The organism is Micromonospora sp. WMMD729 (genome assembly GCF_049315225.1).
In the GTDB taxonomy this organism is placed as follows: Bacteria; Actinomycetota; Actinomycetes; order Mycobacteriales; family Micromonosporaceae; genus Micromonospora.
In genome coordinates, this window is the sequence record NZ_CP186059.1 from 1,399,865 (window position 1) to 1,424,269 (window position 24,405).

Consider the following 24,405-nt stretch of genomic DNA (forward strand, 5'->3'; position numbering starts at 1 on the left):
CGATCTTGCACTTTCTGCTGGGGAAATGTGGGATACAGCCCGTTCTGTCGCCACAGAAAGTGCAAGATCGCGGGGGTGGCGGGGCGGCGGCGCGGGGTTGTGGGGTCAGCGAGGGAAGCGCAGACTCTCCACGATCAGGTCGCAGCCCGCCCGCATCTGCGCCGCCGGCAGCACCCCGTGCCGACACATGATCGCGAACTCGTCGGTGCTGTCGGGGATGACGCCGTAGACCATGACGTCAGCGACGCCGGGGAACCCCTCCATGTTCGCCATCGGCTCGGGAGGAAACTTGTAGGAGTCGATCCGTACGGCCTTCGCGCCGTCGAGCGTGAGCCGTTGGACCGCCGGATCGGTTGGCGCGACGGCGGGGTCGTCGACGAGGAACAGGTCCATCACTGAGCCCTCCACCGGGTTCGGCTCCATGGTCATCAGCATGACGATGTCGCCCTCGCCCCCGGCCTTCGGCGAGACCTGGGTGCAGTCCGGTTCGCCCCGCGGCGGGCAGGGGCGGGCCGTCCACTCCGCCGGTGCGGTGTAGCTCATCCGCCCGTCCGCGGTGGTGGTCCGCTCACCGGCCTTGAGCGCTGCCGTGCCCTGCGTGCCCTCCGAGCCGGTCGTCGCCCGCCAGTTCGCGAAGACCACCACGGCGCCGAACGACAGCGCCAACACGCCCACGAACAGGAGCAACTTCCGCATCATGCGTGGACGGTAGGGGAAGGTCAGATGATCGACAATCCGCCGATGGTGCGAGTGCGTGACGCGCTGCCGGGGTCGTTGTTGTCACACAGTCGGCCCGACGCCCCGGTGTCGGCGGCGCTGAACAGGCACGACATCCGAATCGAGGGCGTCGGCTCGCCGCCTTTGTCCCGCCGTGTCCGACACGACATCAGCTTTGCGTGACGCTGCAACTTCTCTCCGTTCGGGGGGTTTGATCATGAGTCCTTGACCAGACCGCCCTCGGAGACCTAGCCTCGCCATACAGGCTCACATTGCCCGACCATCGCAGGCTAAGCGCACAACATAGATCTCGTAACAGAACAGCATCACTTTGGCCGGCTCCACGGCCTTTGGCGGCAGTTCCGGACTGGCCGGTCCGGGACGCCGCGACAACTGCACCCGGTCGCCGACGATGCCCGAGGGCACCGCCGGCGGAGAGAGCTATCCACGGCCAGCCGCTCCGGTCGGGCGTCCACAGCCGCAGGAGTGTGCCCTGGGCACGGTCGCTGCGGTCATGACGTTCAGGGGAGGCGGCCATGGCGGGGCGGCGGCACAGACGCACGGATGGACCTCGCGGGGTTCCGGCATGAACGCCCTCGACGTGGTGCTCCTCGCGGCCGTCCTGATCCTCGCCGTGGTCGTGGTCGCGGCGGTGCTGGTCGGCATCCGGACGCTGCGCCGGATCGGCTCGGCGCCCGTTCCGGAGGATCCCGCCTTCATCGCCGAGAAGGACCGGCAGGAGCAGTCCCTGGCCGCGCTGCGCGACGCGGCCGACCAGGCGAACAGCACGATCGACGTGGCGAAGTCCGCCGCCTCCGCGGCCCGTGCCGAGGCGGCTGCCGCGAAGGCCGAGGCGAAGGCGGCCCGTGCCGAGGCCCGGCGGGTGCTCGACGACGCCCGCGCCGAGGCGGACACCGTGCTGGAACGGGCACACAAGCAGGCCGAGGCGGACGCCGAGCAGCTCCGTACGGCCGCGCGCCGCAGCGGCGAGCGGGAGGTCGCGGTGCTCGCCGCCACCACCCGTGAACAGGCCGCCGAGGTGGAGCGTCGGGCGGCCCGGATGGACGAGCGGGAGCGGCTGCACACCGAGGAGGTCGAGCGGTTCGCCGAGCGGGAACGGCAGCTCACGGCGGCCAGCGCCGCCCTCGCGGCCCGGGAGTCCGCGCTCGCCCAGCGCGAGGCCGAACTGGCCGAGGCCGAGGAGCTGCGCCGCCGGGAGTTGGAGCGGGTGGCCGGCCTCACCGCCGAGTCCGCCCGGCTCGAGCTGATCGAGGCGATCGAGACGTCCGCCAAGCGGGAGGCGGCGCTGCTGGTGCGCGACATCGAGTCCGACGCGCGCAACACCGCCGAGCAGCGGGCCCGGCACATCGTGGTGGACGCGATCCAGCGGGTGGCCAGCGAGCAGACCGCGGAGAGCGTGGTCAGCGTCCTGCACCTGCCCGGGGACGAGATGAAGGGCCGCATCATCGGCCGCGAGGGCCGCAACATCCGCGCCTTCGAGTCGGTGACCGGCGTCAACCTGATCATCGACGACACCCCCGAGGCGGTGCTGCTCTCCTGCTTCGACCCGGTGCGCCGTGAGGTCGGCCGGCTCACCCTCGAGAAGCTCGTGCTGGACGGGCGGATCCACCCGCACCGGATCGAGGAGGTCTACGACCTGGCCCGCCAGGAGGTGGAGCAGCTCTGCCTGCGCGCCGCCGAGGACGCCCTGGTCGAGGTCGGCATCACCGAGATCCACCCGGAGCTGATCACCCTGCTGGGCCGGCTGCGCTACCGCACCTCGTACGGCCAGAACGTGCTCAAGCATCTGGTCGAGACCGCGCACATCGCCGGCATCATGGCCGCCGAACTGCGGCTGGACGTGCCCACCATCAAGCGGTCGGCGTTCCTGCACGACATCGGCAAGGCGCTCACCCACGAGGTCGAGGGCAGCCACGCCATCATCGGCGCCGACCTGGCCCGCAAGTACGGCGAGCACGAGGACGTGGTGCACGCCATCGAGGCGCACCACAACGAGGTGCCGCCGCAGACCATCGAGGCCGTCCTCACCCAGGCGTCCGACGCCTGCTCGGGCGGTCGGCCGGGGGCGCGGCGGGAGAGCCTGGAGGCGTACGTCAAGCGGCTGGAGCGGATCGAGGAGATCGCGGCCGGCAAGCTCGGTGTGGACAAGGTCTTCGCCATGCAGGCCGGCCGGGAGATCCGGGTGATGGTCAAGCCGGACGACGTGGACGACATCGGCGCGGCCGTGCTGGCCCGGGACGTGGCCAAGCAGATCGAGGAGGAGCTGACCTACCCCGGTCAGATCCGGGTCACCGTGGTCCGCGAGTCCCGGGTCACCGAGATCGCCCGCTGACCGGCAGACACGCGACGGGCGGGTGGCCTCGGCCACCCGCCCGTCGTTCGTGCTGGTTCCCGGTCAGATCATCCGGCCGACGGCATCGTCGCCCACATTCTGCGAGGGCAGCACCTTCGCCGCGGTGCGCGGCGCGCGGCCCATCCGCTTCTGCAACCACCAGGCCAGGATCGACAACGCGCCGCAGATGGCGATGTAGATCGCCGCGACGATCAGGTACGTCGGCACGTACGGCAGCCCGAACGGCAACCGGCCGCCGATCTGCTTACCCACGAACAGCAGCTCGGGGTAGGTGATGATGAAGCCCAGCGCGGTGTCCTTGAGCAGCACGACGAGCTGGCTGACGATCGCCGGGAGCATCGACCGGACGGCCTGCGGCAGCAGGATCAGCCGCAGAACCTGGTTCTTGCGCATGCCGATCGCGTACGCGCCCTCGGTCTGCCCGTACGGCACCGCGTTGATGCCGGCCCGGAAGATCTCCGCGAGCACCGAGCCGTTGTAGAGCATCAGCCCGATGACCAGCGCCCACAGCTTGTCGATCGACCAGCCGTACTGCAACGGCACGTAGTAGCCGAAGAAGATCAGGATCAGCAGCGGGATGGCCCGGAACAGCTCCACCACGAACGTCGACGGGGCCCGCAGGATCCACTTGTCGCTGAGCCGGCCGCTGGCGAAGACCGCGCCGAACAGCAGCGCCAGGACGGCGGCGATGCCGGCCGCCTTCAACGTCGCCCAGAGACCACCGAGCAGTTCGCGTTGCACCGAGGCGTACTGGAACTGCTCCCACTTGCGGGCCTCGAACTGGCCGGTGTCGGCGAACTTGTAGCCGACGTAGGCGAGCAGCGCGATGATGCCGGCGGTGGAGACGACCCCCAGGAGCGCGTTGCGCCGCTTGGCGCGGGGCCCGGGCAGGTCGTAGAGGACCGATGCCTGGCTCACCTCAACCACCCTCCGTTCACGACTGCGGGGCTCATCGGGCCACCCTCCACTTGCGCTCCAGGAACCGCTGCAACGCCACCAGCGGCAGGATCAGGATCAGGAAGCCGATGGTGATCCAGAGCAGGACGGCGAACTGCGGCTCGCCCCGCTCGGCCATGTACGCGGGGATCGCGCCGGCCTCCAGCACCGAGAAACCGGCGGCGATCGTGGTGTTCTTCAGCATGGCGATGAACACGCTCACCATCGGCGGGACCATCGCCCGCAGCGCCTGCGGCAGCACGATGAGCGTCAGCACCTGACCGAAGGTCATGCCCAGGGCGCGGGCCGCCTCGGCCTGCCCGGCGGCCACCGTGTTGACGCCGGAGCGGATCACCTCGCAGACGAACGCCGAGGTGTAGACGGTCAGCGCGATGGCGGCACTGGGGAAGTAGTCGATATTGACGTCGAGCTTCGGCACCGCGAACACGAGGAACGCGAAGACCAGCGTCAACGGGGTGTTGCGCACCAGGTTGACGTACGTGGCGCCGAACGCGCGCAGCGCCGGCACGGGGGAGACCCGCATCGCGCCGAGCAGCGTGCCGAGGACGAGGCTGCCGACCGCGGCGATCAGGAAGAGTTTGACGGTGTTGGTGAACCCGTCGACGAACAGCTGCCCGTTGTCCGTCAGTACGCGGAAGAACTCGCCCATGCCTCGCTCTCAGTCCCTCTCCACGGGCGCCGGACGGGGACGAGCCCCGCCCGGCGCCGCAACTCGTGTCGAGCCGGGTCGATCAGTACCGCTCGACCTTCGGCGGGGTGCCGGCCGAGCCGGACAGGCCGAGGGTGCCGTCGTAGATCTTCTGCCAGGTGCCGTTGCTGAAGGCGGCCTCGATCTGGTCGTTGACGTAGTCGCGCAGCGCCTTGTCGTCCTTCGGCAGGCCGATGCCGTACTTCTCGGTGCTGAACGGCTGGCCGACAACCTTCAGCTCGTCCGGGTTCTGCGCCGCGTAGCCCTTGAGGATCGCGTCGTCGGTGGTGACGGCGTCGACCTTCTTGTCCAGCAGCTGCGACACGCACTCCGAGTAGGTCTTGAACTCGACGATGTTGTTCGCCTCGGTCAGACCCTCGTCGCGGACCTTCTGGATCGGGGTCGAGCCGGTGGCCGAGCAGACCTTCTTGCCCTTGAGGGTGTCCTTGCCGGTGATCGACGACTCGTCCTTGCGGACCAGCAGGTCCTGGCCGGCGACGAAGTACGGGCCGGCGAAGGAGATGTCGTTCTTGCGCTTGTCGGTGATCGAGTAGGTGCCGACGTAGTAGTCGACCTCCCCACCCTTGATCGCGGTCTCCCGGTTGGCCGACGCGATCTCCTTGTACTGGATCTTCGCGGGGTCGATGCCGAGCGTGCTGGCGACGTACTGGGCGATCTCGATGTCGAAGCCGCACCGCTTGCCCTGGGCGTCCTTGTAGCCGAGGTTCGGCTGGTCGAACTTGACGCCGACGGAGACCGTGCCGGCCGCCTTGATCTTGTCGAAGGTCGGGCTGCCGGCGACGGCAGCGTCCGCCTTCGGGGTGAAGGTCGCGCCGGAGCTCTTGCAGGTGTCCCCCTGGGCGGCGCCGGAGGCGTTCCCGCCCGCGCTCGGGGTCGGCTCGCCCTCCTTGCCGCAGGCCGCGGCGGACAGGGCGAGGGAGGCCATCATGGCGACCGCCGCCACGCGCGTCATACGCATACTCTTCTCCTTCTTCGACGGAGCCCGCCCCTGTGCGGCGCGCTCCACTACGGACGCCTAGTGCGTGAGGATCTTGGAGAGGAAGTCCTTGGCCCGGTCGCTGCGCGGGTTCGCGAAGAACTCCGCAGGCGGGGCGTCCTCGACCAGTTGGCCGTCGGCCATGAAGATGACCCGGTTGGCGGCGTGCCGGGCGAAGCCCATCTCGTGGGTGACCACGACCATGGTCATGCCGTCCCGCGCCAGCGACGTCATCACGTCCAGCACCTCGCCGACCATCTCCGGGTCGAGGGCGCTGGTGGGCTCGTCGAACAGCATCGCCTTGGGCTGCATGGCCAGGGCGCGGGCGATCGCCGCCCGCTGCTGCTGACCCCCGGAGAGCTGCGCCGGGAACTTGTCCGCCTGGTTGGCGATACCGACCCGGTCCAGCAGGGCCAGACCGCGTTCGCGGGCCACGGCGGGCTTCTCCCTGCGAACCTTGATCGGCCCGAGGGTGACGTTCTCCAGGATGGTCTTGTGGGCGAAGAGGTTGAAGGACTGGAACACCATGCCCACCTCGCTGCGCAGCTGGGCGAGGGGTTTGCCCTCGGCAGGCAGCGGCTGACCGTCGAAGGTGATGCTGCCGGAGTTGATCGGTTCCAGTCGGTTGATGGCGCGGCACAGCGTCGACTTGCCGGAGCCGGACGGGCCGATGACCACGACCACCTCGCCCCGACCCACCGACAGCGAGACGTCGTCAAGCACGTGCAGCGGTCCGAACCACTTGTTGACCGCGTCCAGCACGATGAGCGGTTCGCCCGTCGTCACGTCGTCCACCGTCCCTGTCGTCTCCCCGGAGCGGGGTCGGTCGACCCCCGGTTGGGCAACTGTAGGCGGCGTGATGTGGCGGAACGCAACCCAGTTGGTCACGGAGCGGTAACACCGGTCACGATCGGCTACCGGCGTCCGGTTTCGGTCACCGCTGGGCCGCGACGGTGGCGGCGGCACGCGGTTGCCGAGATCATGGGGGGATGACCGAACCCGTACGGCTGACCCGTTACGCGCGCGGCGGCGGCTGCGCCTGCAAGATCCCGCCGGGCGAGCTGGAGGCCATGGTGGCGGGTCTCGGCCCGGCCACCGGCAGCGCGGAACTGCTGGTCGGTCTGGACCACGGCGACGACGCCGCGGTGGTCCGCCTGGACGAGCGCACCGGCCTGGTCAGCACCGCGGACTTCTTCACCCCGGTCGTCGACGACGCGTACGACTGGGGGCGCATCGCCGCGGCCAACGCGCTGTCCGACGTGTACGCGATGGGCGGCACGCCGCTGGTGGCGCTGAACCTGCTCTGCTGGCCGCGGGACGTGCTACCGCTGGAGTTGGCGCGCGAGGTGCTGCGCGGCGGCCAGGACGTGGCCCGGGAGGCCGGTTGTCACCTGGCCGGCGGGCACAGCGTGGACGACGACGGTCCGAAGTACGGACTCGCGGTCACCGGCACGGTACGCCCCGAGGAGCTGATCACTCTGGACGCCGGCCGAGCCGGGATACCGCTGTCCCTGACCAAGCCGCTCGGCGTGGGCGTGCTCAACACCCGCCACAAGTCCACCGGCGAGAGCTTCCCGGAGGCCGTGGCCTCGATGAGCGCGCTCAACCGGGACGCGGCCCGCGCCGCCGTCGCCGCCGGCATTCGGTGCGGCACCGACGTGACCGGCTTCGGCCTGCTCGGGCACGCCTCGAAGCTGGCCCGCGCCAGCCGGTTGACGGTGGCCATCGACACGGCCCGGGTGCCGTACCTGGCGGGCGCGCGGGAGGCGCTGCGCGACGGGTACGTCAGCGGCGGCAGCCGGCGCAACCTGGAGTGGGTCACGCCGTGGACGGACTTCGGCGCGGCCGACGAGGGGGAGCGGCTGCTGCTGGCCGACGCGCAGACGTCCGGCGGTCTGCTGGTGGCCGGTGAGCTGCCGGGCGTACCGGTGGTCGGTGAGCTGCTGCCGCGCGGGGAGCACCTGGTTGTCCTGCGCTGACGCTCGGCTCACGGAACCGCTACCGGTGGTGCCGGGACACGCCCTCCGGGTGGTGCCGGTCGGCGCACGATACCCGATAAACTGTCACCTTCCCGCTACTCCGAGCAATGCCGCTCAGGGAAATTTTGCCCGGAATGGTCACAGACCGGTAACTTGCCCCCGGCTGAGGTCATATGCCCCCCACCATCGTCAGTAAGGCCCGATCCGGAGGCCGGTGGGACGAACGCAGCGAGGAGGCGGAATGACCGAGCTGTGGAACTGGAGAATCGACCGGGTACGACCCGTGGAGGTCTACCCGGCGCTGGCCGAGGCGCTCGGTCGGGTGGTGATGCCGCTGGCGGTGGCGGACCCGGCGCGACTGCCGGCGTACGCGGTGGTGTGTGACGTCTGGCAGGCGCCGGGCGAGTTCCCGACGGTGATCGACTGTTACGGGGTGCCCGAGCGGCTCTCCGAGCACGCCAGCATCGCCGCGCTGGCCCGGCTGCTGGGCCGGGACTGCCTGCTGCGGGACGACACCCTCGACGCCACCCGGCACCTGCTCGTCGCACCGGACGGCACGGTCCGCCCGGTGCACTTCGACGTCCGGGACACCGACGACGGCGAGGTGCTCAGCCGGCGACGGCTCTGCTCGCTGGGTGACCCGGGCTGCCGGGGCTGGTCGCAGTGTCACCGCTCCCGCTGGGCGCCCGACACCGTCGCGCCGGTCCTCGCCGCCGCCTGACCGCCACCGAGCCGGCCGGGCCGCTCACGCCGAGCCGGCCGGGCCGGGGGGCGTCAGCCGCGCTCGGTGGTGGCGGCGGCGGGTCGATCGGCGGCGTTCGACCCGCCCCGCACGACCAGGTGGTCGAGCAGGGTGCGGGTGGCTTCGGTCACGGCGGCCACGGCGGCATCGAACGCGGCGGCGTTGTGCGCGGCGGGCGCCCGGAAGCCCGAGATCTTCCGGACGTACTGCAACGCCGCCGCCTCGATGTCCGCGTCGGTCACCTGCGGGGTGAACGGCTCGCGCAGCGTCTTGATGCTTCGGCACATGTCGGGTGCTCCTCGGTTCGGGGTGATCCGGTCGACCCGGATACGCTGTCCTGGTCATGACTACCGCAGCGGCGGGCAGCCCGCGCACCTACCAGGTGCGCACCTACGGCTGCCAGATGAACGTGCACGACTCCGAGCGCATCTCCGGCCTGCTCGAACAGGCCGGCTACGTGCGCGCGCCCCAGGCCGACGACGCCCCCGACATCGTCGTCTTCAACACCTGCGCGGTGCGGGAGAACGCCGACAACCGCCTCTACGGCAACCTCGGTCATCTGCGCCCGGTGAAGGACAAGCACCCGGGGATGCAGATCGCCGTCGGTGGTTGCCTGGCGCAGAAGGACCGTGGCGAGATCGTCCGCAAGGCGCCCTGGGTGGACGTGGTCTTCGGCACGCACAACATCGGCGCGCTGCCGGTGCTGCTGGAACGGGCCCGGCACAACGCCGCCGCCGAGGTGGAGATCCTGGAGTCGCTGGACGTCTTCCCGTCCACGCTGCCGACCCGCCGCGAGTCCACGTACGCCGGCTGGGTCTCGATCTCGGTGGGCTGCAACAACACCTGCACGTTCTGCATCGTGCCCTCCCTGCGCGGCAAGGAGAAGGACCGCCGCCCCGGCGACATCCTCTCCGAGGTGCGCGCGCTCGTCGACGAGGGCGTGCTGGAGGTGACGCTGCTCGGGCAGAACGTCAACTCGTACGGCGTCGAGTTCGGCGACCGGTACGCGTTCGGCAAGCTGCTGCGCGCGACCGGTGAGATCGACGGCCTGGAGCGGGTCCGGTTCACCAGCCCGCACCCGAAGGACTTCACCGACGACGTGATCGCCGCGATGGCCGAGACCCCGAGCGTGTGCCACTCGCTGCACATGCCGTTGCAGTCCGGCTCCGACGACGTGCTGAAGGCGATGCGCCGGTCGTACCGCTCCGAGCGGTACCTGGGGATCATCGAGAAGGTCCGGGCGGCGATGCCGGACGCGGCGATCACCACCGACATCATCGTCGGCTTCCCGGGCGAGACCGAGGCCGACTTCCAGCGCACGCTGGACGTGGTGCGCGAGGCCCGCTTCTCGTCGGCCTTCACCTTCCAGTACTCCAAGCGCCCCGGCACCCCCGCCGCGACCATGGACGGCCAACTGCCCAAGCAGGTCGTGCAGGAACGCTACGAGCGGCTGATCGCCACCGTCGAGGAAATCACCTGGGCGGAGAACAAGCGCCTCGTGGGCGAGACCGTCGAGGTGCTGGTCGCGGTCGGCGAGGGCCGCAAGGACGAGCGGACCGGGCGGCTGTCCGGCCGGGCCCGCGACGGCCGGCTGGTGCACTTCGACGCCGGCAGCTTCGCCGGTGCGATCCGCCCCGGCGACATCGTGCACACCGAGATCACGTACGCCGCGCCGCACCACCTCAACGCCGACGGGGCACCCCTGTCGCACCGCCGGACCCGGGCCGGCGACGCCGCCGAGGCCGGCCGCTCCCCGCGTACCCCCGGGGTGTTGCTTGGCCTGCCCACGGTCGGTGCCCCGGCCGCGGCGCCCGCGCCGACGAGCGGCTGCGCCGCGCACTGACCCCGGTCGGGGCCCGCCGGCCCGGCGGACCCCGACCGACCCACGGTCAGACCGTGATGCGACCGGCGCCGGCACCGCCCGTCACGATGGACTTGACGTTGCTCGCGGTGTCCAGTTGGTACGAGTACGGGATGCTGGCGACGCTGCCACCGGTCTGCCCGGCGGGCGAGTTGACGAAGTGGTTGTTCCGGGCGACCAGCTTGCCCGGCCCGGAGTCGGCCTCGCCGAGGTGGTACGTGTCGGGGACGTTCTCGAAGTAGTTGCCCTCGACGAGCACGCCCGCGTTCTCGGTGGAGGCCACGCCGTAGCCGGTGTTGGCCCGGTAGTAGTTGTTGTAGACGTGCACCGGGTTGCCGAAGCGCACCCGGGGGTTGCGCTGCTTGCTGCCGTCGAACCAGTTGTGGTGGTACGTCACCCGCAGGTGCCCGGTGTCCTGGGCGCCGTTGTCGTCACTGTGGCCGAGCAGCATGGTCTTGTCGTGGTTGAAGACCCGGTTCCACGACACGGTGACGAAGTCCGAGCCACGCTTGATGTCGACCGCGCCGTCGTACCCGTTGCTGAAGGTGTTGTGGTCGATCCAGATGTTGGTGGCCGACTCCTGCACGTTGATCGCGTCGTCGTTCCAGTCCCGGAACGTCAGGTTCCGGATGATGACGTTGCGGTCGCCGCTGATGTTGAGTCCACAGCCGACGATCGTCGCGCCGGAGTTGCCGAGGATGGTCTTGTTGGACCGGACCCGCAGCATGCCCGAGCAGGAGATGGTGCCGGACACCCGGATCACCGCCGACCCGGTCGCGTTCAGCGCGCTGGTGAGCGCCGAGGCGTTCGTGACGGTGGTCGCCGGGGCGCCACCGCCGCCGGTGGTGCCGCCGTTCTGGGTGGCCCAGCCGACCAGGCCGGTCTGCGGCGGAACGCTTGGCGGCGACTGGCTGGGGATCGGTGAGATGGTGGGCGTGCCCGGGGTGGTCGGTGCGGCGGTGGTCGGTGTGGTGGTGCCGCCGGTGCAGGCCACGTTGTTCAGCGTGAAGCTGGTCGGGGCCGGGTTGCTGGAGTTGTTCCAACTCGCGTTGAAGCCGAATGAGGCGCTGCCGTTGGTGGCCAGGTTGCCGTTGTAGTCGACGTTGGCGGCCGACACCTCGGCGCCGCTCTGCGTGACGGTGGCCCCCCACGCCTGGCTGACCTGCTGGCCGGTCCCGTACGACCAGCGCAACGTCCACCCGGAGACCGGGTCGCCGAGGTTGGTGACCGTGACGTTGCCGGTGAACCCGCCCGGCCACTGGCTGGCGACCGAGTAGGCGACCTGACAGCCGGCTGCCGCCTGGGCCGACACGGCCGTCAGGAGGCCGCCGGTGACCAGGGCGACGGTCGCGGCGGCGGTGGTGGCGAGCAGCGTCGTTCGACGCTGTGCTGTGCGCATGCTGCTTCCTTTCGGTGAGGCGGACACGCCCTCGCGACGCCCATGCCCTTGGGCGGCGAGGTGGGCCGGGATCTGAGGTCCCGGGTCCGCCGGTGCGGTTCGGTGCGGAGAGCGGCTCCCGCGCTCGCGCCGGCCGCGACGGAGGCAAGCGCTTTCCCGATGGAAACATAGAAGCATCTGGATGTAAATGCTCCGTGCGGCCGGGGCGCGGTCGTCCTGCGCCTGAGTTGGTGCGCGCCCGGCCCGAGGTGGCCGACGCCCTCGGCGTGGGCGTCGACCACCTCGGTTGCTCAACAGCTCGCGCCGTTGAGCTTCACGGTCGCCGGGGCGCTGGCCGTACCGTTGGCGGTGAAGCCCACGGTGACCGAGGCGCCCGCCGCCAGAGACGGCGCGTGGCTGGGCGCGGCGGCCGTGACCGTCGTGCCGGACTGGGTGACGGTGGCGTTCCACCCGCTGCCCAGCGTCACGCCGGACGGCCAACTCCAGGTGACCGACCACGGGTTCACCGCTGCGGTGCCGGTGTTCTTCACGGTCAGCTCACCCTGGAAGCCGCCCTGCCAGGCGTTGACCTGCCGGTAGGTGGCGGTGCAGGCGCCCGGAGGCGCGCTCGTCGGCCCGCCGGTGGGGCCACCGGTCGGCCCGCCGGTGGGGCCTCCGGTGGGTCCGCCCCCGTTCGGGGCGATCAGGTACGGCTGCAGGATCGCCTGCTTGGTGGTGTTGACGTTGGTCCAGTCGTCAAGCGCGATGCCGCCGGTGTCGCCCGAGTTCGGGTTCCAGGACCAGTAGGTGAATGACATCCCGGTCACGCCGGTGCCGGTGTACGCCATCAACTTCTCCAGCCACACCCGGTCCTTCGGGTCGGCCAGGGTGCTGCCGAACTCACCCATCATGATCGGGGCGATGTTCTGCTTGTAGAGGTATCCCCAGTACTTGTCCCAGATGGCCGGCAGGTTCGCCGGGTAGTCGGGGGCGTCGAACCAGGTCTGCCGGTACACCGACGTCGCGTACTCGTGCGGCGAGTAGACCAACCGGTTCGGCACGTTCAGCCGTACCGGGTACTGGCCCGCCTTCGACAGGTTGCCGCCCCACCAGCCGCAGTCCTCGTCGTTGCTCGGGTCGTTGTCCCAGACGTTGGAGAGGCCACCGCTCGGGCAGCTCACCCCCTCCACGAAGATCAGCCAGTTGGGCTGCACGCCGAGGATGGCGTTACCGGCCCGCTCGGCGGCGAGCCGCCAGTCCCGGTTCGTGTCGCCGCAACCCCAGCACGCGCCGGTGGCCGCCGGGTTGGTCCCCTCGGCGTGCGGCTCGTTGTGCAGGTCCGCGCCGATCACCGTCGGATTGCCCGCGTACCGCTGGGCGAGCATCTTCCAGTCGTTGATCCAGGTCGCCTCGGAGACCGTCGACGTGTACCAGAGCGGCGACTGCCCGGCCGACGTCGGCCGGTGCCGATCCAGGATGATCCGCATTCCCTTGCTGCCGGCGTAGGCGATCACCTTGTCCAGGATCTGCAACGGCGACAGCCCGACCAGATCCGGGTTCACGAAGTCGTTGATCCCGGTGGCGGTCGCGCCGGCCTTGATCGAGTCGTTCGAGTACGGCACCCGCAGCGTGTTGTAGCCCAGCCGGGCCATCGTGTCGAGCTGCCCCCGCCACGGATTGCTCGACCAGAGCCCGTGGAAGGTCTTGTTGTCGGTCTCCATGCCGAACCAGTTGATGCCGGTCAACCGGACCGTGGCCCCGGTGCTGTCCACGATCTGGTTGCCGTTCGTGTGCAGATATCCGGTGCCGGTACCCGCTGCGGAAGCCGGGGTGGTGCTGACAGCGGCGGCCAGGAACACACCGGCCGCGGCGGTGGCGAGCGCGGTCAACGCGCCACCGAGCGCTTTCATACGGATCATTCGAGCTCCACTTCGGAGGCACGACGCCGTCCAACGACGACGCCGGCAGGCGGCCGCGCGCACGTCACGGCCCTTTGGCGGTACGCGGACAGTGCGCGACGGCCCATGTCACGCGGACGGGAAACTCGCGGCAGCTCACCGACCGATCCTCGACGGCGATGCCCGCCGTCGGCGCCCTCGGCCCGGTGGCCCTACCTGACTCCGTCGCCCATTCTCATCAGCCCACCTCAATGCGTCAACTGCCCGCACCCGCTTCGCCCCCGCGCCGCCTCACCCCGCCCCAAGATCGTCACCACGCCGGGGAAGTTGCTGCTTCCCGCGCGTCTGAGGCAGCAACTTCCGGGATGTTGTGAGGATCTTGGAGTCCCCCCTCGTGCGTCGTGCGCCGACGCGCGGGGCTAGTGACGCCGGACACGCGCGAGCCCCCGGTCCCTCTCGGGGACCGGGGGCTCGTGGACTGCGTCAGGTCAGCCGGCCTGCTCGGCGAGCTGCAGGAACTGCCGCTTCGAGGCGAGCGCCTGCTCGGCCTCCTTGATCCGCCGGGCGTCCCCGGCGCTCTGCGCCCGGGCCAGCCGCTCCTCGGCCTCCGCCACCTGGGCCCGCATCTGGGCGAGCAGCGGGTTGTCCTCCTTGGTGGTACGCCGCCACGCGGAGTCCATCACCTCGCGGACCTTGTCGTCGATGACGCGCAACCGGCGCTCCAGCCCGGCGGCGGCCTCGCGGGGTACCCGGCCGGCCTCGTGCCACTGGGCCTGGATCTCCCGCAGCTTGGCCTGGGCGCCCTTGGGGTCGGCGTCGATGTCCAGGGCCTCGGCCTCGGCGAGCAGGGCCTGCTTACGCTCCAGGTTGCCGCGCTGCTCGTTGTCCCGGGCGGAGAAGACCTCGCTGCGCCGGGTGAAGAAGGCGTCCTGCGCGGCCCGAAACCGTTCCCAGAGCTTCTGCTCGGCTTCCTTGGAGGCGCGGGGCGCGGCCTTCCATTGCGTCATCAGCTCCTTGAGCTGGTTGGCCGTGGCCGCCCACTCGGTGGAGTCCGAGATCTTCTCGGCCTCGGCGACCAGCTCCTCCTTGACGGTCTGCGCCTGCTTGCGCTGCGCGTCCAGGGAGGCGAAGTGGGCGCCGCGGCGTCGGGTGAAGCCGTCGCGTGCGGCGGCGAACCGCTTCCACAGCTCGCCGTCGGCCTTCTTGTCGACCCCGCGGATGGTCTTCCACTCGTCGAGGATCTCCTTGAGCCGGTCACCGGCCGTCTTCCAGCCGGTCGACTCCGCGGCGAGCTTCTCGGCCTCTTCGACCAGGGCGGTCTTGCGGGCCAGGGCCTCGCCACGGGCGGCGTCCCGGGCGGCCCGCGCCTCGGTCGCCTTCTCCTCGGCGAGGGTCGCCAACTTGTCCAGCCGGGCGGTCAGGGCGTCGATGTCGCCGACCACGTGGGCCTCCGGCAGCGTGGCGCGGATCCGCCGGATCGTGCTCAACGAGTGCCCGGCGTCCGCCGCGCCCGAGTTGAGCCGCGCTTCGGTCAGATCCACCTCGGTGACCAGGTCGGCGAAGCGGCGGGCGAAGTGCGCGAGCCCCTCCTCCGGCGCTCCTGCCTGCCAGGATCCGACCACCCGCTCGCCCTCGGCGGTCTTGACGTAAACGGTGCCGTCCGCGTCCACCCGTCCGAAGGCAGTCCAGTCGCTCATGTGCCCATCCTCGTTCTCCCGGCGTCGAGGGAACGAACCCCCGTCGCCGCCACGGCGCAGCCAAGTTACTTCCGGCATTGTCACAGGTCTCACCCGGTCCGCGTCGAGCGCCTATCGCCGACCGTGACCATACGGTGTCCTAGGGCCTGATTGACCGGATCGCCGCGGAGACGCACCGGGGATTCCCGCTACGGTGAACGGGTGCCACTGGTCGCCGCCGCCGTCTGTCCGCATCCGCCCCTGCTCGTGCCCGAGGTGGCCGGTGCCGCCGCCGGCGAACTGGACGACCTCCGGTCGGCCTGTGACCTCGCCGTCGGTCGGCTGCTGGCCACCGGAGCGGACGCGGTGGTGCTGCTCGGCGTCGGCCCGGTGACCGGTCCGGTTCCGCCCCCGGCCACCGGCTCGCTCCAGCCGTGGGGAGTCGACCTCGACGTGCCCCTGGTCCCCGGCCAGCCGGACCGCGGTGCCGTGCTGCCACTGAGCCTGACCGTCGGCGCGTGGCTGCTGTCCCGGCACACCCCGCCTCCCCAGGTGACCGCCGTACAGGTCACCGCCGACGCCGGGCCGGCCGAGGTGGCCGCGCTCGCCGCGCAGGTCGCCGCCGCCGGTGACCGGGTGGCGCTGCTCGTACTCGGTGACGGGTCGGCCTGCCGGGGCCAGCAGGCCCCCGGGTACGACGACCAGCGCGCTCTCCCGTACGACAAGGGGGTCGCCACCGCCCTGGCCGAGGCGGACCTGGACGCCCTGCGCGACCTGGACCCGGGTCTGTCGGCGCAGTTGAAGGTCGCCGGCCGGGCGGCCTGGCAGGTGCTCGCCCACGCGGCCCGCGCCGGCGGCGGCGGGTGGCGCGGCGAGTTGCTGCACGAGTCGGCGCCCTACGGGGTGGCCTACTTCGTGGCGTCCTGGGAGCGGATGTGACGGTCGTCGCGGTGGTGGGGCCGACGGCGGCCGGCAAGTCGGCGTTGAGCATCGCGCTCGCGCACGCCCTCGACGGTGAGGTGGTCAACGCCGACTCGATGCAGCTCTACCGGGGCATGGACATCGGCACCGCGAAGCTGACCACCGCCGAGCGGGACGGTGTACCGCACCACCTGCTCGACATCTGGGAGGTCACCGAGCCGGCAAGCGTCGCGGAGTACCAGCGGCTGGCCCGTGCGGCGGTGGACGACATCCTGTCCCGGGGGCGGGTGCCGCTGCTGGTGGGTGGCTCGGGGCTGTACGTGCGGGCGGTGCTGGAACGCTTCGAGTTCCCGGGCACCGACGCGACGCTGCGCGAACGGCTCGAACGTGAGTTGGCCGAGGTCGGGCCGGCGCCGCTGTACGCCCGGCTGCGCGCCGCCGACCCGGTCGCCGCCGAGAGCATCCTGCCGGCCAACGGCCGGCGGATCGTCCGGGCGCTCGAGGTGATCGAGCTGACCGGCGCGCCGTTCACCGCGTCGCTGCCGCAGCCCACCCCGTACTACCCGTCGGTGCAGCTCGGCGTCGACCTCGACACCGGGCTGCTGGACGAGCGGATCGCGCTGCGGGTGGACCGGATGTGGGCCGACGGGCTCGTCGACGAGACCCGTGAGCTGGTGGGTCGTGGTCTGGCCGAGGGGCGGACGGCGAGTCGGGCGCTCGGCTACCAGCAGGTGCTGCGCCTGCTCGACGGTGAGCTGACCGAGGAGCAGGCGCGCGACGAGACGATCCGGGCCACACGGCGGTTCGTCCGCCGGCAGCGGTCCTGGTTCCGGCGCGACCCCCGGATCCAGTGGCTCGACTCGGCGGCGCCGGACCTGATTGAGGCCGCCCTGCGTCTGGTGCCGGCCACTGCGCGATGATGGGGTCGTGGAGTTCACCAAGGGTCACGGCACCGGCAACGACTTCGTCCTCCTGCCCGACCCGGACGGTCAGCTCGAGCTGACCCCGGAGCTGGTCGCGGCGCTCTGCGACCGGCGGCGCGGCATCGGCGCGGACGGCGTGCTGCGGGTGGTCCGCGCGGCCAAGCACCCCGACGGCGCCGGCCAGGCCGGCGAGGCCGAGTGGTTCATGGACTACTGGAACGCGGACGGCTCGTTCGCCGAGATGTGCGGCAACGGCGCCCGGGTCTTCGTGCGCTACCTGCTCGACACCGGGCTCGCCACGCCCGCCGGCGCGGCGTTGCCGGTGGCCACCCGCGCCGGCGTCGTGCGCGCGCTGGTCGAGGGCGGTGCGGTCTCCGTCGAGATGCGCAAACCTCGGATGTACGACGAGTCGAGCGCCACCCTCGGCGGACTGACCCTGTCCGGCACGGTGGTGGACGTCGGTAACCCGCACCTGGTGTGCGCCCTGCCCAGCGGCGTGGAGTTGTCCGCGCTGGACCTGACCGTCGCGCCCGGCTTCGACCCGGCGGTCTTCCCGGCCGGCGTGAACGTCGAGTTCATCGTGCCGGGCGACCCGGTCGACGACACCGACGGCCACACCCGGATGCGGGTGTACGAGCGCGGCAGCGCCGAGACCCTGTCCTGCGGCACCGGCGCGTGCGCGGTGGCCGCCGTGGCCCTGCGCGACGCGGGACGGGACACCGGTGTGATGGCCGTGGACGTCCCCGGCGGCCGCCTGACCGTGACGGTCACCGAGGACTCGTGCTGGCTCTCCGGCCCTGCCGTTCTGGTGGCCACCGGCGAGGTCGACCTCCTCGCCCTGTCCGTTGCGGCTCGGGGCTGAGGCTGCTCACTCCGGCTGCGGTCCGCTGCTGAGGCTGCTCACTCCGGCTACGGGTGTATGCTGAGCGCGCCCGCTCATCGGCTGACGTTGGTTGTTGCCGGCCCTTTGCTCTGCTTCACCCCACGCAACACCCGGTGTCCGGTTATCGGACGCCGGGTGTTGCCTCGGTTGAAGCAGAGCAAAGGGAGCGAACAGACCCCTCGGTCGGGGTCGCCTTCCGAGCTCCCACGCTCTCGCGGCGGCAAACGCCCAGCAACCGGGCAAGGCGCCGGCAAACGCCCAGCAACCGGCAAGGCGCCGGCAACCGGTCAGGGGGTGGCGCTGGCGGTGGCGGCGATCTCCGGGAGGTCGGCCGGGCCGGGGTCGGCGGCCGGGAGCGGGCTGGGGTTGTGCGCGGCGGCGCGCACGGCGGCGGCGACCGCCGGCGCCACCCGGGAGTCGAAGACGCTCGGCACGATCACCGTCGGGTTGATCTTGTCTTCGCCCACCACGTCGGCGATGGCCTGCGCGGCCGCGATCGCCATCTCCTCGGTGAACTCCTCGGCGTGCGCGTCCAGCATGCCGCGGAACACACCCGGGAAGGCGAGCACGTTGTTGATCTGGTTCGGCTGGTCCGAGCGGCCGGTGGCGACCACCGCGGCGTGCTTGCGCGCCTCCCGCGGGTCCACCTCCGGGTCGGGGTTGGCCAGCGCGAACACGATCGCGTCCTTGGCCATGCCGGCGATGTCGTCGCCGGTGAGCAGGTTCGGGGCGCTGACCCCGATGAACACGTCGGCGCCCCGGATCGCCCCGGGCAGGTCGCCGGAGTAGTTCTCCTTGTTGGTGTTCTCCGCCAGCCACTGCCAGGCCGGGTTCAGGTCGGCCAGCCCACGGTGCAGGGCGCCCTGGCGGTCGTACGCGATGATGTCGCCGACGCCCTGGCGCAGCAGCAGCTTCATGATCGCGGTGCCGGCCGCGCCGGCGCCGGAGACGACCACCCGGACGTCCGAGAGCTGCTTGCCCACGACGCGCAGCGCGTTGGTCAGCGCGGCCAGCACGCAGATCGCGGTGCCGTGCTGGTCGTCGTGGAAGACCGGAATGTCCAGCGCCTCGCGCAGCCGGGCCTCGATCTCGAAGCAGCGCGGCGCGGCGATGTCCTCCAGGTTGATCCCGCCGTACGCGGGCGCGATCGCCTTGACGATCTGCACGATCTCGTCGGTGTCCTGGGTGTCCAGCACCACCGGCCAGGCGTCGACCCCGCCGAAGCGCTTGAACAGCGCCGCCTTGCCCTCCATCACCGGCAGCGAGGCGGCCGGACCGAGGTTGCCCAGGCCGAGGACCGCCGAGCCGTCGCTGACCACCGCGACGGTGTTGCGCTTGATGGTGAGCCGCCGGGCGTCCGCCGGATTCTCGGCGATCGCCATGCAGACCCGGGCCACCCCCGGGGTGTACGCGCGGGACAGCTCGTCGCGGTTGCGCAGCGCGACCTTCGAGGTCACCTCGATCTTGCCGCCGAGGTGCAGCAGGAACGTCCGGTCCGACACCTTGCGCACGTCCACGCCGTCCAGCGCCCGGAGCGCGTCGACCACCTGGTCGGCGTGCTTGGCGTCGGCGGTGTCGCAGGTGAGGTCGACGATCACGTGGGTCGGGTCCGAGTCGACCACGTCCAGCGCCGTGACGATCGCTCCGGCCTCGCCGACGGAGGTGGTGAGCCGGCCGATCGAGGACGCGTCCGCGGTCACGGCGATCCGGATGGTGATCGAAAATCCGGCGCTCGGCAGTCGGGTGATGGCCACGGGATCCCTCCGTCACGGCTGTGCGACCGGTCGGCCGCCGCCTGAGCATTTCTACCGGGTTGTGGAGGTCGACCGGTATTCGCCCCCGCTTTTGGCGAGCTTCAGCACGGGCATATAGCAGGTGCGCTGGGCGTTGTGACGTGTCAGGATTACGTTCTACTTATCAAAACGGACAGGAGAACCGCTTGCGAGACCAGGAGAACTTCGTCCCCGTGGAGGACGAGTTCGACGATGTCACCACCGGCGAGCTGGACCTGTCGGAGCGGCAGTCTCTCCGGCGCGTCCCCGGCCTCTCCACCGAGCTCAGCGACGTCACCGAGGTGGAATACCGCCAGTTGCGGCTGGAGCGGGTGGTCCTGGTGGGCGTCTGGACCGAGGGCACGGTGACCGACGCGGAGAACTCCCTGACCGAGCTGGCCGCGCTCGCCGAGACGGCGGGTTCGCAGGTGCTCGAAGGGCTGATCCAGCGTCGTACCCGACCTGACCCGGCCACCTACATCGGTCGCGGCAAGGTCGACGATCTCGGCGCGGTGGTGCTCTCCACCGGTGCCGACACGGTCATCTGCGACGGCGAGTTGTCCCCGTCGCAGCTGCGCAACCTGGAGCAGCGCACCAAGGTCAAGGTCGTCGACCGGACGGCGCTGATCCTGGACATCTTCGCCCAGCACGCCAAGAGCAAGGAAGGTAAGGCGCAGGTCGAGCTGGCCCAGCTCGAATACCTGCTGCCCCGGCTGCGCGGTTGGGGTGAGACGCTGTCCCGCCAGACCGGTGGTTCCGGTCGCGGTGGCGGCGCCGGCGGCGGCGTGGGTGTCCGTGGTCCCGGTGAGACGAAGCTGGAGACCGACCGGCGGCGCATCCGTCACCGCATCTCCCGGCTGCGTCGCGAGATCAAGAGCATGAAGACGGTACGCGTCACCAAGCGCGCCCGGCGTACCCGCAACTCGGTGCCCGCCGTGGCCATCGCCGGCTACACCAACGCCGGCAAGTCCAGCCTGCTCAACCGGCTCACCGGCGCGGGCGTGCTGGTGGAGAACGCGCTCTTCGCCACGCTGGACCCGACGACCCGCAAGGCCACCGCCTCGGACGGGCGGCTCTACACGCTCTCCGACACGGTCGGCTTCGTCCGGCACCTGCCGCACCAGATCGTCGAGGCGTTCCGCTCGACGCTGGAGGAGGTCGCGGAGGCCGATCTGGTGGTGCACGTCGTCGACGGCACCCACCCGGATCCCGAGGAGCAGGTGCGGGCGGTGCACGAGGTGCTCGCCGAGGTGGGCGCGGACCGGCTGCCCGAGCTGCTGGTGGTCAACAAGACCGACGCCGCCGACGAGGACACGCTGCTGCGGCTCAAGCGCCTCTGGCCGGACGCGATCTTCGTCTCGGCGCACTCCGGTCGGGGCATCGACGGGTTGCGGACGGCGATCGAGGAGCGGCTCCCGCAGCCCGCCGTCGAGGTGCGGGCCGTGCTGCCGTACGACCGGGGCGACCTGGTGTCCCGGGTACATCGTTCGGGCGAGGTGCTCAGCACGTCACACCTGGCGGAGGGCACTCTGCTGCACGTCCGGGTCAGCGCGGCGCTCGCCGCCGAGCTGGCGCCGTACGACGTCGCGCGCGAGGGCGAAGCGGTCGGTAGCCGGCCCTGAGCCGCCCCGGCGTCATCCATCGGAAACGCGCGGCATGCGACACTGGCCGAATGCGCCGCGTTGTTTCCTCGGTCACGGTTGCCCTCGGCCTGTTCGGGGCAACCGTGGCGCTGGCCGGAGTCGCCGTAGCCGCTCCCGCGCCCGTGTCGTCCCAGCCGCTCGCCGCCGCCCCGGGCAAGAAGCGCTGCACGGTCACCGACGAGCGCCTGCGGGAGCTGTCCGGCCTGGTGGCGACCAAGAGCGGCTACATCGTCATCAACGACGGCACCGACGTCGACGCGCGTAAGCGGATCTTCTTCCTCGACAGCAAGTGCAAGGTCGGCCCTAAGGAGCCGGTCCGCTACTCGGGCGCCGGGCCGGCCGACACCGAGGATCTCGCCCTGTCCCCCAAGGGGGACACGCTCTGGATCGGCGACATCGGCGACAACGCCACCAACAAGGAACGCCGTACGCGGATCGCCGTCTGGACGATGCCGATCGCCGGTAACAAGCAGCCGGTGCTGCATCGGCTCTCCTACCCGGAGAACAAGCCCCACGACGCGGAGGCGTTGCTGGTGGGCGCCGACGGCCTGCCACTGATCATCACCAAGGTCGCGAACGGCAACTCGGAGATCTTCACCCCGACGGCGAAGCTGAAGAACGGCGACACCCCGCCGGTGCCGATGAAGAAGGTCGGCGAGATCAAGCTGCCGAAGACCACCACCGAGAACCCGCTGAGCGTCTACGGACGGCTCGCGATCACCGGTGCCGCCCGCTCGCCGGACGGCACCCGCGTCGTCATCCGCACCTACGCGGACGCCTTCGAGTACGACGTCACCGGCGACAACATCGTCGGCGCGCTCACCACCGGCAAGCCCCGGGTGACGCCGCTGGCCGACCCGTTCGGCGAGGCCATCTCGTACACCCCGGACGGCAAGTCCTTCGTCACGGTCTCCGACGCCGGTCAGCTCACCGCCGACGAGCCGATCGACATCCTGAGCTACACGCCGTCCACCAGCCCGGCGGAACCGTTGGCGGCGACCACGGGCGACAAGCCGACCGCCAACAAGTCCTGGATGGACGGGCTCAGCTTCACCGACATCACCTACCTCGTGGGCGCGGTCGGCGTCCTCGGTCTGCTGCTCGTCGGCGCTGGCATCGTCGGCATCGTGCGGGCCCGTCGTCGGCCACCCGTCGACGACGACGCTGCGGACGATGCCGACGATCGCGCTGGCACGCCCGGCGCCGACCGTGTTCCGCCGAGCGGTGGCCGGCCGGGCGCCGGGGTGTACGGCGGCGGGCCGGCAGCCGGCGGCGGGGTCTACGGCGGTGGGGGCCGGGGTGGACCCGCTCCCGTTGGCGGCGCCGTCTACGGCGGTGGCGCTCGCCCCGGCGGCGCTGGCGGCGGGGGTGGGCGTCCGGCCGGCCCGGCGGGCGGCGGTTACGGCGCTGCCCGGCCCGGTGGAGGTGGCGGCGCTCCGGCTGGTGGCGGTGTGTACGGCGGCGGCGGTCGTGCCGGCGGTCCCGGAGGGGGCCGGCCCGGCGGTGGCGGCGGTGGCCGACCGGGCGGCGGTGTGTACGGCGCCGGCGGTGGCCAGGGCGGCGGTCAACCCGGCGGTGGTCGGGCCGGTGGTGGTCGGGCCGAGCCGCCGCGGCGCGGTGGGCAGGAGCCGGACTACCGGGGTCAGCGGCCCGGTCGCCGACGCGAGGACGACGCACCCGTCGACCCGTACGGGCAGTATCCCGGCGGCGGTCGTGGCCCTCGAGGCGACCGCTACTGACGCAAGGGCCTGTGACGGGCCGGCCCGGCCGCTCGGTCGGCCGAAGGCCCGGGGCGGGTCGTGCGACGCGGGTGAGCGCCGACGGCACCCACCCGCGTCGCGGTCAGATCCGGCGGAGCACCGCCACGACCCGGCCCATGATGGTCGCGTCGTCACCGGGGATCGGGTCGAAGGCCGGGTTCTGCGGCATCAGCCAGACGTGCCCGTCGCGCCGGCGGTAGGTCTTGACCGTCGCCTCGCCGTCGAGCATGGCGGCCACGATCTCGCCCGAGTCGGCGGTCGGCTGCTGCCGGACGACGACCCAGTCGCCGTCGCAGATCGCCGCGTCGAGCATCGAGTCACCCTTGACCTGGAGCATGAACACCTCGCCCTCGCCCACCAGCTCGCGGGGGAGAGGGAAGATGTCCTCCACCGCCTGCTCGGCGAGGATCGGTCCACCGGCGGCGATCCGGCCGAGCATCGGCACGTACGCCGGTGCGGGCCGCTGGGCGCGCGACACCTCGTCGTCGATGGCCTCGCTGGGCGCACGGACGTCCACGGCGCGCGGCCGGTTGGGGTCGCGCCGCAGGAAGCCCTTCTTCTCCAGCTCCTTGAGCTGGTAGGCGACGCTCGACGGGGACACCAGGCCGACCGCCTCGCCGATCTCGCGGACGCTCGGCGGGTAGCCGTGCCGCTCCACCCAGGTGCGGATGAACTCCAGGATGCGGCGCTGGCGGGCGGTCAGGTCGACCGTCGCCGGGTCGGGGAAGGTGCTGACCACCGGGGTGACCGGGCGCACGGCGGGCTGACCCGTCCGGCTGCGCGCGGCGGTGCGGCGTCGGGTGGCCGGCGGGCCCGCCTCGGTAATCTGCTGCGGGCTCTTCGGCCGGCTGGCCCGGTCCTCGGTCACGTCCGTCCTCCCTGGTCGGCGCTGGGTGCCTCGTCGGCTCGTGGTGCGTGCGGTTGTTCCTGACCGTATAGGTGAGATCGGTCATTTTCAAACATCTGTACGACCTCTCACCGGCGTGTCGGGGTGAAAATCCCCTCGGCTCGTACGAATGTTCTGATAAATAGTACGTCGGATCGTACGAGTGTTCGATTGTCGGCCGTTTTTCGCCCCGCTCGGCTTGGGGGGCCGGTAACCGGGGCGGGGTGTCGGCGTTGGTTCCGCAGGGGGCGGATGGCACCAATGGTCCGTGACGCGCCGGACACGCCGGTCAACTTGACCCGGGTTCGTCGGCGACATACGGTCAACCCCTAGATGTAGTAGTGACATGG

21 protein-coding genes and 1 pseudogene are annotated in these 24,405 nt (G+C 71.2%); 10 read left to right on the plus strand and 12 right to left on the minus strand.

Going from position 1 to position 24,405, the window contains the following annotated elements:
• Positions 1 to 105: 105 nt before the first annotated feature.
• Positions 106 to 699, minus strand: a complete 594-nt coding sequence (locus ACN263_RS06435; RefSeq protein WP_422738901.1) for a hypothetical protein — start codon at positions 697 to 699, stop codon at positions 106 to 108.
• 24 nt (positions 700 to 723) lie between these two features.
• On the opposite strand from ACN263_RS06435, the gene ACN263_RS06440 reads away from it, so the two are divergent.
• Together ACN263_RS06440 and rny are read left to right on the plus strand one after the other, a co-directional pair.
• Positions 724 to 900 (plus strand): hypothetical protein, encoded by a 177-nt coding sequence (locus ACN263_RS06440; protein ID WP_422738902.1) that lies wholly within the window; start codon positions 724 to 726, stop codon positions 898 to 900.
• Between the two features lie 403 nt (positions 901 to 1,303).
• Positions 1,304 to 3,070, plus strand: a complete 1,767-nt coding sequence (gene rny / locus ACN263_RS06445; protein ID WP_422738903.1) for a ribonuclease Y — start codon at positions 1,304 to 1,306, stop codon at positions 3,068 to 3,070.
• A 63-nt stretch (positions 3,071 to 3,133) separates the two neighbouring features.
• On the opposite strand, the gene ACN263_RS06450 is transcribed toward rny, so the two are convergent.
• From ACN263_RS06450 to ACN263_RS06465, 4 genes are all read right to left on the minus strand, one after another.
• Positions 3,134 to 4,009 carry an amino acid ABC transporter permease gene (locus ACN263_RS06450; protein ID WP_422738904.1) on the minus strand — a complete coding sequence of 292 codons (876 nt, stop codon included), beginning with the start codon at positions 4,007 to 4,009 and terminating at the stop codon, positions 3,134 to 3,136.
• 31 nt (positions 4,010 to 4,040) lie between these two features.
• A complete protein-coding gene (locus ACN263_RS06455; protein WP_355053238.1) occupies positions 4,041 to 4,697 on the minus strand; it encodes an amino acid ABC transporter permease in 657 nt (218 codons plus the stop codon).
• An 82-nt stretch (positions 4,698 to 4,779) separates the two neighbouring features.
• Positions 4,780 to 5,715: a glutamate ABC transporter substrate-binding protein gene (locus tag ACN263_RS06460; RefSeq protein ID WP_422738905.1), complete on the minus strand. Its 936-nt coding sequence runs from the start codon at positions 5,713 to 5,715 to the stop codon at positions 4,780 to 4,782.
• 57 nt (positions 5,716 to 5,772) lie between these two features.
• Positions 5,773 to 6,528: an amino acid ABC transporter ATP-binding protein gene (locus ACN263_RS06465; protein ID WP_422738906.1), complete on the minus strand. Its 756-nt coding sequence runs from the start codon at positions 6,526 to 6,528 to the stop codon at positions 5,773 to 5,775.
• Positions 6,529 to 6,722: 194 nt separating this feature from the next.
• Here ACN263_RS06465 and selD point away from each other — a divergent pair, with 194 nt between their 5' ends.
• Complete coding sequence (selD, locus tag ACN263_RS06470; protein ID WP_422738907.1) at positions 6,723 to 7,712, plus strand: selenide, water dikinase SelD; 990 nt, start codon at positions 6,723 to 6,725, stop codon at positions 7,710 to 7,712.
• Between the two features lie 241 nt (positions 7,713 to 7,953).
• Positions 7,954 to 8,433, plus strand: coding sequence for a hypothetical protein (locus ACN263_RS06475; protein WP_422738908.1), 480 nt, complete (start codon positions 7,954 to 7,956; stop codon positions 8,431 to 8,433).
• 53 nt (positions 8,434 to 8,486) lie between these two features.
• Here ACN263_RS06475 and ACN263_RS06480 read toward each other — a convergent pair whose 3' ends face one another.
• On the minus strand, positions 8,487 to 8,741 hold the full coding sequence (locus tag ACN263_RS06480; protein ID WP_422738909.1) for a DUF2277 family protein: 255 nt from the start codon (positions 8,739 to 8,741) through the stop codon (positions 8,487 to 8,489).
• Between the two features lie 56 nt (positions 8,742 to 8,797).
• Between ACN263_RS06480 and miaB the strand changes: the two genes are divergently transcribed.
• Positions 8,798 to 10,297 carry a tRNA (N6-isopentenyl adenosine(37)-C2)-methylthiotransferase MiaB gene (miaB, locus tag ACN263_RS06485; RefSeq protein ID WP_422738910.1) on the plus strand — a complete coding sequence of 500 codons (1,500 nt, stop codon included), beginning with the start codon at positions 8,798 to 8,800 and terminating at the stop codon, positions 10,295 to 10,297.
• Between the two features lie 46 nt (positions 10,298 to 10,343).
• Here the strand turns inward: miaB and ACN263_RS06490 are convergent, their stop codons facing one another.
• The 4 genes and pseudogenes from ACN263_RS06490 to ACN263_RS06505 form a co-directional block, all read right to left on the minus strand.
• Positions 10,344 to 11,243: a pectate lyase family protein gene (locus ACN263_RS06490; protein WP_422740611.1), complete on the minus strand. Its 900-nt coding sequence runs from the start codon at positions 11,241 to 11,243 to the stop codon at positions 10,344 to 10,346.
• 69 nt (positions 11,244 to 11,312) lie between these two features.
• Positions 11,313 to 11,891, minus strand: a pseudogene (locus ACN263_RS06495) (cellulose-binding domain-containing protein); the annotation flags it as partial.
• Between the two features lie 113 nt (positions 11,892 to 12,004).
• Complete coding sequence (locus ACN263_RS06500) at positions 12,005 to 13,612, minus strand: cellulase family glycosylhydrolase (RefSeq protein ID WP_422738911.1); 1,608 nt, start codon at positions 13,610 to 13,612, stop codon at positions 12,005 to 12,007.
• A gap of 467 nt (positions 13,613 to 14,079) precedes the next feature.
• Positions 14,080 to 15,288 carry a DUF349 domain-containing protein gene (locus tag ACN263_RS06505; protein WP_422738912.1) on the minus strand — a complete coding sequence of 403 codons (1,209 nt, stop codon included), beginning with the start codon at positions 15,286 to 15,288 and terminating at the stop codon, positions 14,080 to 14,082.
• A gap of 201 nt (positions 15,289 to 15,489) precedes the next feature.
• Here ACN263_RS06505 and ACN263_RS06510 point away from each other — a divergent pair, with 201 nt between their 5' ends.
• The 3 genes from ACN263_RS06510 to dapF are packed head-to-tail and all read left to right on the plus strand — an operon-like array spanning position 15,490 to position 17,973.
• Positions 15,490 to 16,206 (plus strand): hypothetical protein, encoded by a 717-nt coding sequence (locus tag ACN263_RS06510; protein WP_422738913.1) that lies wholly within the window; start codon positions 15,490 to 15,492, stop codon positions 16,204 to 16,206.
• Positions 16,131 to 17,108 (plus strand): tRNA (adenosine(37)-N6)-dimethylallyltransferase MiaA, encoded by a 978-nt coding sequence (miaA, locus tag ACN263_RS06515; protein WP_422738914.1) that lies wholly within the window; start codon positions 16,131 to 16,133, stop codon positions 17,106 to 17,108. The genes ACN263_RS06510 and miaA overlap by 76 nt, the downstream gene beginning before the upstream one ends.
• A gap of 7 nt (positions 17,109 to 17,115) precedes the next feature.
• On the plus strand, positions 17,116 to 17,973 hold the full coding sequence (dapF, locus tag ACN263_RS06520; protein ID WP_422738915.1) for a diaminopimelate epimerase: 858 nt from the start codon (positions 17,116 to 17,118) through the stop codon (positions 17,971 to 17,973).
• Positions 17,974 to 18,281: 308 nt separating this feature from the next.
• Here the strand turns inward: dapF and ACN263_RS06525 are convergent, their stop codons facing one another.
• Complete coding sequence (locus ACN263_RS06525) at positions 18,282 to 19,748, minus strand: NAD-dependent malic enzyme (protein ID WP_422738916.1); 1,467 nt, start codon at positions 19,746 to 19,748, stop codon at positions 18,282 to 18,284.
• A gap of 185 nt (positions 19,749 to 19,933) precedes the next feature.
• On the opposite strand from ACN263_RS06525, the gene hflX reads away from it, so the two are divergent.
• On the plus strand, positions 19,934 to 21,388 hold the full coding sequence (hflX, locus tag ACN263_RS06530; protein WP_422738917.1) for a GTPase HflX: 1,455 nt from the start codon (positions 19,934 to 19,936) through the stop codon (positions 21,386 to 21,388).
• 50 nt (positions 21,389 to 21,438) lie between these two features.
• Positions 21,439 to 23,148: a hypothetical protein gene (locus ACN263_RS06535; protein WP_422738918.1), complete on the plus strand. Its 1,710-nt coding sequence runs from the start codon at positions 21,439 to 21,441 to the stop codon at positions 23,146 to 23,148.
• Positions 23,149 to 23,251: 103 nt separating this feature from the next.
• Here the strand turns inward: ACN263_RS06535 and lexA are convergent, their stop codons facing one another.
• Entirely contained in the window at positions 23,252 to 24,037 is a 786-nt protein-coding gene (gene lexA, locus ACN263_RS06540) for a transcriptional repressor LexA (RefSeq protein WP_422738919.1), read from the minus strand.
• Positions 24,038 to 24,405: the final 368 nt, after the last annotated feature.

What these genes read in the sequence shown, in the direction of transcription:
- ACN263_RS06435 (WP_422738901.1), bottom strand. Translation starts at nt 699, where the DNA reads ATGATGCGGAAGTTGCTCCTGTTCGTGGGCGTGTTGGCGCTGTCGTTC.
- rny (WP_422738903.1), top strand. Translation starts at nt 1,304, where the DNA reads ATGAACGCCCTCGACGTGGTGCTCCTCGCGGCCGTCCTGATCCTCGCC.
- ACN263_RS06505 (WP_422738912.1), bottom strand. Translation starts at nt 15,288, where the DNA reads ATGAGCGACTGGACTGCCTTCGGACGGGTGGACGCGGACGGCACCGTT.
- ACN263_RS06440 (WP_422738902.1), top strand. Translation starts at nt 724, where the DNA reads ATGATCGACAATCCGCCGATGGTGCGAGTGCGTGACGCGCTGCCGGGG.
- selD (WP_422738907.1), top strand. Translation starts at nt 6,723, where the DNA reads ATGACCGAACCCGTACGGCTGACCCGTTACGCGCGCGGCGGCGGCTGC.
- ACN263_RS06535 (WP_422738918.1), top strand. Translation starts at nt 21,439, where the DNA reads ATGCGCCGCGTTGTTTCCTCGGTCACGGTTGCCCTCGGCCTGTTCGGG.
- ACN263_RS06455 (WP_355053238.1), bottom strand. Translation starts at nt 4,697, where the DNA reads ATGGGCGAGTTCTTCCGCGTACTGACGGACAACGGGCAGCTGTTCGTC.
- ACN263_RS06500 (WP_422738911.1), bottom strand. Translation starts at nt 13,612, where the DNA reads ATGATCCGTATGAAAGCGCTCGGTGGCGCGTTGACCGCGCTCGCCACC.
- ACN263_RS06480 (WP_422738909.1), bottom strand. Translation starts at nt 8,741, where the DNA reads ATGTGCCGAAGCATCAAGACGCTGCGCGAGCCGTTCACCCCGCAGGTG.
- miaB (WP_422738910.1), top strand. Translation starts at nt 8,798, where the DNA reads ATGACTACCGCAGCGGCGGGCAGCCCGCGCACCTACCAGGTGCGCACC.
- ACN263_RS06460 (WP_422738905.1), bottom strand. Translation starts at nt 5,715, where the DNA reads ATGCGTATGACGCGCGTGGCGGCGGTCGCCATGATGGCCTCCCTCGCC.
- ACN263_RS06475 (WP_422738908.1), top strand. Translation starts at nt 7,954, where the DNA reads ATGACCGAGCTGTGGAACTGGAGAATCGACCGGGTACGACCCGTGGAG.